The sequence below is a fragment of the Paraburkholderia sp. BCC1885 genome (assembly GCF_900996235.1).
Taxonomy (GTDB): domain Bacteria; phylum Pseudomonadota; class Gammaproteobacteria; order Burkholderiales; family Burkholderiaceae; genus Paraburkholderia.
In genome coordinates this window covers 1-7,587 of sequence record NZ_CAAJGM010000253.1, presented here as the reverse complement: position 1 = coordinate 7,587, position 7,587 = coordinate 1, and the positions used below count along the sequence as shown (strand labels likewise).

4 protein-coding genes and 1 pseudogene are annotated in these 7,587 nt (G+C 63.5%); all 5 read left to right on the top strand.

Translation table 11 applies throughout. The annotated features are described in order from the left end of the window. Positions 1-661 (top strand): annotated as a pseudogene (locus FQ755_RS37695) (hypothetical protein); the annotation flags it as partial. 1,008 nt (positions 662-1,669) lie between these two features. Then, positions 1,670-2,503, top strand: a complete 834-nt coding sequence (locus FQ755_RS33370; protein WP_144161505.1) for a DUF932 domain-containing protein — start codon at positions 1,670-1,672, stop codon at positions 2,501-2,503. Between the two features lie 74 nt (positions 2,504-2,577). Next, the gene (locus FQ755_RS33365; RefSeq protein ID WP_260858999.1) at positions 2,578-4,959 is read left to right on the top strand and encodes a ParB/RepB/Spo0J family partition protein; all 2,382 of its coding nucleotides are present in this window, start codon (positions 2,578-2,580) and stop codon (positions 4,957-4,959) included. Further along, a complete protein-coding gene (locus tag FQ755_RS33360) occupies positions 4,956-5,168 on the top strand; it encodes a hypothetical protein (protein ID WP_144161502.1) in 213 nt (70 codons plus the stop codon). Before FQ755_RS33365 ends, FQ755_RS33360 begins: the two co-directional genes overlap by 4 nt. Positions 5,169-6,903: 1,735 nt before the next feature. Beyond that, positions 6,904-7,410 carry an IS110 family transposase gene (locus FQ755_RS33355; protein ID WP_186308732.1) on the top strand — a complete coding sequence of 169 codons (507 nt, stop codon included), beginning with the start codon at positions 6,904-6,906 and terminating at the stop codon, positions 7,408-7,410. The last annotated feature ends 177 nt before the right edge of the window (positions 7,411-7,587 follow it).

Below are 7,587 nucleotides of genomic sequence, written 5' to 3'. Positions count from 1 at the left end.
ATACCGCCAGATGTTCCCGGAAGGCGGGGTATTCATCTTCCCCGTGTATTACCTCGATGCCCTCAGGAGCTGGTCTCCCGGGGTGGGAGGACTCTTCGTTCCCCATGACAGCAGGGTTGACGGGCGTCTGGCGGACACACCGGCCACGACCCTCGCGCACCAGGCCTTGCGTAGCGCCGGCCGCCTGAAGGGCAAGGGCTATCGGTTCCGGGCCAAACCGTTCGTGTTAATTCCGGATCTGTTCGCCAAGACCGTTGCCAGATTCAACGGGGACGAAGCGCTGGCGTTGTCGCAGGTGATCGTCGACGCGCATGACGAAGTCGGCATGGTGGTCCAGGCCTGCACCGTCCTGAACTGCACGAATGTCCAGACCGTTGATGTGCCGCCCGGCAGGGCCAGCAATGCAGTTCGCACGGCGAGAAACCAGACGCCGTTCTACACGTACAAGGTGCTGCAGCTGAAGGCCCAGGCGCCGGCCGCCCACCCGGCCGGCGGAACGCATGCCAGTCCCCGTGCCCATCTGCGCCGGGGCCATATCCGGCGACTGCGGGATAAAACCACCTGGGTGCGGGCGAGCTTCGTTAATCCGGGTAGTGAGCGGGGCGTGGCCGACAAGGACTATGCGCTGCCTGCATCGGGCCCGCGCCTGGATCCGCCGTGACCTTATCAGGTGTGGATCCTGCCGCAACACACACTTGTCCACACACACTCTCTCATCCCTGACGTGCGCCGGATCGCGACGCGCACGGGGTCATCGGCGCACCATGCGCGGGTGCAGGTTGTGAGGCTATTTCGCTCCAATTATTCTGTAGTCCGAATTTCTTAAACGACCGGGTACAGTTCTTCTGCACCAGCAGGCCACGATCACGCAGGCGGGGATATGACCTCTCGCGCAGCCCGCCAGCGTGCAGCGTCCCGGGGAAAGCCGGTCCCGGTACTCCTCGGAACACGATGCTTGCGGCTTGCGCTTCGTGGCTCCGGCATGTCAGTGCCGGTTTTCCGTGAGGGTGCCTTGCGTGCTCCGCATCCCGTGTCAGTGGCCGCGTCGCCAGTGCCCCTGTCACAGCAGCAACGCCCATCTGCACCGCTGCTACCTGCTACCTGCTACCTGGTGCCTGCTCCGTCAGGCTTGACGTCAACGGCATGGGGCGCATCCCTGCGCTAGCGCTCCGTGACCAGGCTTTCGTGCTTGCGCATCGAGCCGCCTGCGGCGTCTCGACCCTTCGGGCGTCAATCCCTTGCGCAACACCTTGACCCCGCAAACCCTTAAAGACCCAGTCAGGTGAAGGCCGCAAGCGGCCTCCACATTCGCGCTCGCCGCGCGGCGTTTCATCCTGTCCGAACAGCGAAGTGCTTCGCATCCACCAGTCTCCTGTGTTCCCGCCCGACACCCGCGACAGTAGCCGACACCGGGCGGGTGTCAAGGCGTTCGGGGCCGAGTCCTCCGCTTCGCTCCGTCCCGCACCAACCCCTCACTTCTTTCCTTGACACCCGCCCGGCGCCGGCTCCTTGAGTCGCACGGGCGCGAACTCAGGAGACTGGCGGCAGCAAAGCCAACCCCTGGCTTCGACCAGGATGAAACCAACCCCTACGGCGGGGGCGAATCTTGGAGCCCGGTCAGCGCAACACCGTTCAACCCTTTTTGATGATTCTCTTTCTGGAGACTGACATGCAACTCGCTTCTTCTTTCCGTTCCGGCTCCCCGATGCTCCGCTCCGACTCGCCCCTCTCGGACGACCAGATTCTCCGCGTCGCCCCATCCATCTTCGCGGACGGCAAGCACCAAAGCCGCTCAGAGCGCTACACCTACATCCCGACCATCGACGTGCTGCACGGTCTGCGCAACGAAGGCTTCCAGCCCTTCATGGTCTGTCAGACGCGCGTGCGCGATCTGGACAAGCGCGAACATACGAAACACATGCTGCGCCTTCGCCCCGCCACCGAAATCACGGGTGAGGACGTCAACGAAATCATCCTGCTCAATTCGCACGATGGATCGAGCAGTTTTCAGTTACTGGCGGGTGCCTTCAGATTTGTTTGCCACAACGGCATGGTCGCCGGGGACACCGTGCGCGATATCCGTGTGCATCATAAAGGTAACGTGGTGCAGAACGTCATCAACGGCGCGTTCGACGTGCTCGACGGTTTTGACCTGATCCGCGAGCAGAAAGACGGCATGCGCGCCGTCACGCTCAACCGCGATGAGCAGCACGCCTTTGCCCGCTCCGCGCTTGCGCTGCGCTACGACCCGACCGACGCGGAAGCTCCCGCGCCGATCACCGAAAGCCAGTTGCTCGCCCCGCGCCGCTTCGAGGACCGCCGCGACGACCTTTGGACGGTTTTTAACAAAGTGCAAGAGCACTTGACCAAGGGCGGCCTGCATGGGCGCTCACGCAGCGGGCGCTCCATGTCCACCCGCCCGGTGACCGGCATCGACCAGAACGTGAAACTGAACCGCGCCCTCTGGATGCTCGCTGACGCGATGCGAACGATGAAGGCATAAGACCGGCAGGGCCGGTCAACCCCGGCCCTCACCGTGCATCCCATCATGAGGACTCCTACCCGGATTCGGGACTCATGATGTTTCGCAACAAACCGGACCCGGGACCTTTCTTTTCTCTTTTGGAGTCTGTCATGCAATCGCAAGTCATCGCACCAACCCCTGAACTGTCGGGCGCAACCGATCCCGACGCCAGCGCGAGCGACGCCACCGCCGTACTGGAATCCGATTTCGGCAAGGAGCAGCCGGTCGGACACGTCCCGTATTCGCGCCTTCGTCTCTCACCGCTCAATGTCCGCACCAAACCCCTTTCGGGAATCGCCGGACTGGCGGATAACATCGCGGCAAAAGGCCTTCTGCAAAACCTGGTGGTCCATTTCATCAAGGGGTCCCGCAGCAAACAGCCCAAGCTCGGCGTGTGCGCCGGTCAGCGGCGGCTCGCCGCCCTCGACCTGCTGCACAGGGATGGCCGCATTCCCGCCGACTACGCGGTGCCCGTACGCATCGTCAGCGAAGCCGATGCGTTCGCCGCGAGCCTGATCGAGAACAGCCAGCGCGAAAACCTTGATGTTTTCGATACCGTGCTCGCCTTCAAACGCCTGGCCGACGAGGGGCGCAGTATCGGTTATATCGCCGCGCTGTTCGACGTGTCGCCGCTCACCGTGAAACGTCGCCTGAAACTCGCTCACGTCTCCCCGAAACTGCTTGCCCTCCTGCGCGAGGACGCTATCAGCATCGACCAGCTTGCCGCCCTCGCGCTCGTGGACGACCACGAAACGCAGGAACGGATCTGGTTCGATGCGCCCAATGACTACCAGCGCGCGGCGCATTACCTGCGGCAGGCCATCACCCGTGCCGAAATCGACGCGAGCCGCAGCCGTCTGGTGAGGTTCGTCGGGCTTGATGCCTACGAGGGCGCTGGCGGCTACGTGAGGCGCGATCTGTTCAGCGATGAGCAGAACGCCGGGTATGTCGCGGACGCCGACCTGCTGCAACGGCTCGTTGGCGAAAAACTAGAAGCCGCCGCCGAGGCCGTGCGTGCGGAAGGGTTCGGCTGGGTCGAAACTCGCATCGAGCGCGATCACAGCGAAATGAACAGCTTCGGCAGGCTTCAGCCGGTACACCGGCCCTATACGGACGACGAGCAGCGCGAGCTTGACGCGCTGAAAGCACAGCACGACGAATTCGTCGCGAAGTTCGACGCCCTTGAGGAAGGCGACGAGAACGCGTACGAGGAAGCCGAAAACCTCGAAGCAGCGATGGACGCGATGGAACGGGCAATCGGGACATTCGCGCAGCGCGCGCAGGTGTGGGACGCCGCACAGATCGCGCAGGCGGGGGCATTCGTCACGGTCGGGCCGAATGGCGAACTGATGATCGACCGTGGACTCGTGAAGCTGGACGACCTCGCCCTGCTCGAAAGTGACGGCGCGGTCGTCACCGGTCTGGCCGATACGGACATGACCGGCGCATCCGCCGGTAACGGCAAGGCCGCCCCGAAGGAAAGGCCCATCCACAGCGCAGCGCTCTGCCAGCGCCTCACCGCGCACCGCACCGCCGCCGTACAGGCCGAACTCACGAAACGCCCGTCCGTGGCACTCGCGATCCTGCTGCATCGGCTCGTGCCGGTTGCCTTTGCCGAGCGCTATCGTTCAGGGTGGGATGCATCCTGCCTCGAACTGAACGCGACCAGCAGCCACGACAAGCTGCTGAAAGCCGCCGACGACATGCCCGCGAGTGTCGCATGGACAGCCATCGACGCACAGCGCCAGCAGTGGACCGCCACCCTGCCCGCACGACGCGCCGACCTGCTGCCGTGGCTCATCGATCAGGACCCCGGCACGACCCTGCTCGACCTGCTGGCGTTCTGTACGGCGTCACTGATCGACGGCGTCACCGGCACCGAGGCTCCGCACACGGTCAATGCCCTGACCCAGTTACTGGAACTGGATATGACCCGCTACTGGACCCCCACGCGCGCGTCGTACTTCGATCACGTCAGCAAGGCCCGCATCATCGACGTCGTTGCCAGCGCCGTCTCGCCCAGGGCCGCCGCCGATCTTGAAAAGATGAAGAAAGGCGACGCCGCAGCCGCAGCCGAACTGCGTCTCGCAAAGGTGAAATGGGTCCCGGAAATACTCACCTCTCAGGCTCCGCCCGTCATCAATCACTACGATCCCGATGACGACGAGGCCGACGATGGCGACGAAGGCGACACGCAGAACGAATCGCCCGAGGATGACGACACCGGCACGCACGCAAACGGCGCGGACAGCGAGCCGGACGGCAGTCACGCCACCGCAGAGGCAGCGACGCTCAACGGCGATGCAACGGTGCGGGGTGCAGATGGCGACGATACCAGCCCCGCCGCATCGGGAACGACGCCAGACGGAGCAGGACCCGCATGGCCGTTCCCGACCGCTGCCACAGCCTCTGGCAAGCCCGTAGCCCGAGCATGACCGCAGGAGCCATACAGCGTCGCCGGCGCCGGTCGGCCACCTATGCATCCGGCACGGTTCGCGCATGGCGCTGGCACGGCGACGGTGATGTGCGCGGGTATCGTCCGCCTCGCGGCTGGACAGCGGTCGCCGAGCTGACCGATATCCATCCGATCAGCGGGCAGCAACTGACCCGCTCGGTGTGGTGGATCATCGAAACGAAGCAGTAGCAGTAGCAGCAGTACCGGTCCCGGCAGGGCACGCCGGGACCGGCAACCCGAACGCAGGGCATGCTCGATGCCTGTTCCATACAGCGGCTGCCTTGATCGCCCTGTGGGTCGGCGGGCATCCCCCCACGGTCCTGGACTGGAACATCGTTGAACCGTATTGACTGGCCCGCTCACCCGGCGCTTCAGGCGAAGGCCAGCCCTCTTCCAGCCGCTGCACCGGCTCGCCTCACCCACCCGGTGCACTCACAGGGTCGGCCTTTCTGTGACCTCGCCGCATCATGTCGCAGCATGCCGCTTGTGTTGACAAAATCCCGTACCGGTTACCGCCTTTCCTTCACACAACACCCTGAAACGTCTGACGCGACGGACGAAGCGATGGACGGCTATCCGGTCCCGGCATGCTCCCCCTTTTGCGCGCACCACTACGCGCCATCCCGCGCCTTGTTTCGAGACAAGCGCCCGCCGTCGTCAGGCACGCGCGCCCCCCCGTGTGGCGAAGCCGTCATCCATCCCCTGGCAAGGCACCCCTGCGCCTCAATCGCCGATGTACCCGTTCGCGCGAAAATCGCACCCGTGGGGCTTCCTTGTTTGACACAACCCGGTGTACGATCGCCGCGCCTGTCCCCTCGCGGCCTGCCTTGTGTCGATACAAGGGCCTCGCCTTCGTCACACGGATAAAACAGGACGTTGCCCCAGATTCACACCGCGACGCGAGAACGATGTACGCGATCACTCACGACCTGACGCCGCTGGCGTGGGCTTTGTTTGCACACAACCCGGTAGGTGACTACCGGTAGCCTCTCCCCAAAGTCGCCACCGTCACGCCACGCCTTGTGTCGATACAACGGCCTCGCCTTCGTCACACGGATAACCAGACGTTGGCCCAGATTCACACCGAGAGAAACGAGGCACGCAGTCCCTCACGACCTGACCCGCTGGCGTGAGCCTTGTTTGTACACAACCCGGTAGGTGACTACCGGTAGCCCCTCCCCAAACTCGCCACCGCCCCCGCACGCCTTGTGTCGATACAACGGCCTCGCCTTGTCGTCACACGGATAACCAGACGTTGGCCCAGATCCACACCGAGAGAAACGAGGTATGCGGTTTCGCACGACCGACCCGCTGGAGTGGGCATTGTTTGCACACAACCCCGCACGCGGCTACCAATGTCCGGTCTCTACAGTCGTCCCAGCATGCCTTGTGTCGAGACAACACCAGCCTAGCCATCGCCGTCACACCGACAACACAATACGTGCCCCGATTCACATCGGAATATCGCCCTGACCGTGTGCGTGGGCCTTGCTCACTCACATGCCAGTACCGACGACCGGCACTCACCCGCCACGGTTTCCTTCTCATGCCGTCCACCGCATGAAAACCACACACACGGGACCGCCAGTTGTTTGCACACAGCGCGGTTCTCGCCCTGCGCCGCGCTAGGGGGCCATTCCAGTTATTCCCGGGGTTTGTGTCGAGACAATCGCTCCAATTCTCCCCGAGCATACCCCCAGCGACCTGCGACTTCCGCTGTCGCGACCCATCGCCCTCGGCCCATTGCCCGTCACCCTAACTAACCGACCTTAACCAACTACCGTTTTTCATCTATTGAATACCAGGGACTTCCAGTTTCCTGGGATTCCCACCACCCATGGCAAGGGCAATCCGGTGGGTACAGAATTGCTACCGTACCGAACCCCAAAGAGGTGAGCTCATGAATGGCTCCGTAACGATCGGCGTGGATCTCGCCAAGGAAGTGTTTGCCCTCTGTGTACTAAACGAGCACGGCACAGTGCTTGAGCGACGTGTCCTGCGCAGGCAGGCGTTCGAGCGATGGGCAATGCAGGCGCCGAGTGGCACCATCGCAATGGAGTCCTGCAGCTCGGCGCATTACTGGGGGCGCTGGTTTGCGGCACGCGGCCATTTGGTGCGGCTGATCGCACCGGAATTCGTTGCCCCATTCCGCAAGGGTGGCAAGAATGACGCCGCCGACGCGGAAGCCATCGCCATTGCGGCCCGCCAGCCGACAATGCGCTTCGTCACCATCAAGACCGTCGAGCAACAGGCCATACTGAGCTGGCATCGCGCACGGGAGGGCTGGATCGAGGAACGCACCGCGCTGGTCAACCGCCTGCGAGGTTTGCTGGCGGAGTTCGGAATTTCCCTGGCCCGTTCGCGTTCAACGCTGCAAGCAGCCCTGCCTTTGCTGGTCGAAGATACGCGACTACCGGCCGGAGTGCGGTAAGCGGCTCGGCCCGACCGTTTCGCCATGCTGACTTTTCCAAAGCATGATGAGGGCGTTCAGATCAACGGAGCCAGTCAGCCATGTCGAACGCAGGGGGCGCAGCCCATCCCCGTCGCACGTACGCGCGAAAATTCAAGCAGCAGGTGATCAGAGAGACGTTGGTGCCTGGCATGTCGG

Excerpts from the sequence above, each read along its gene's own strand:
- FQ755_RS33370 (WP_144161505.1), top strand. The coding sequence starts at position 1,670 with ATGCAACTCGCTTCTTCTTTCCGTTCCGGCTCCCCGATGCTCCGCTCC.
- FQ755_RS33365 (WP_260858999.1), top strand. The coding sequence starts at position 2,578 with ATGATGTTTCGCAACAAACCGGACCCGGGACCTTTCTTTTCTCTTTTG.
- FQ755_RS33360 (WP_144161502.1), top strand. The coding sequence starts at position 4,956 with ATGACCGCAGGAGCCATACAGCGTCGCCGGCGCCGGTCGGCCACCTAT.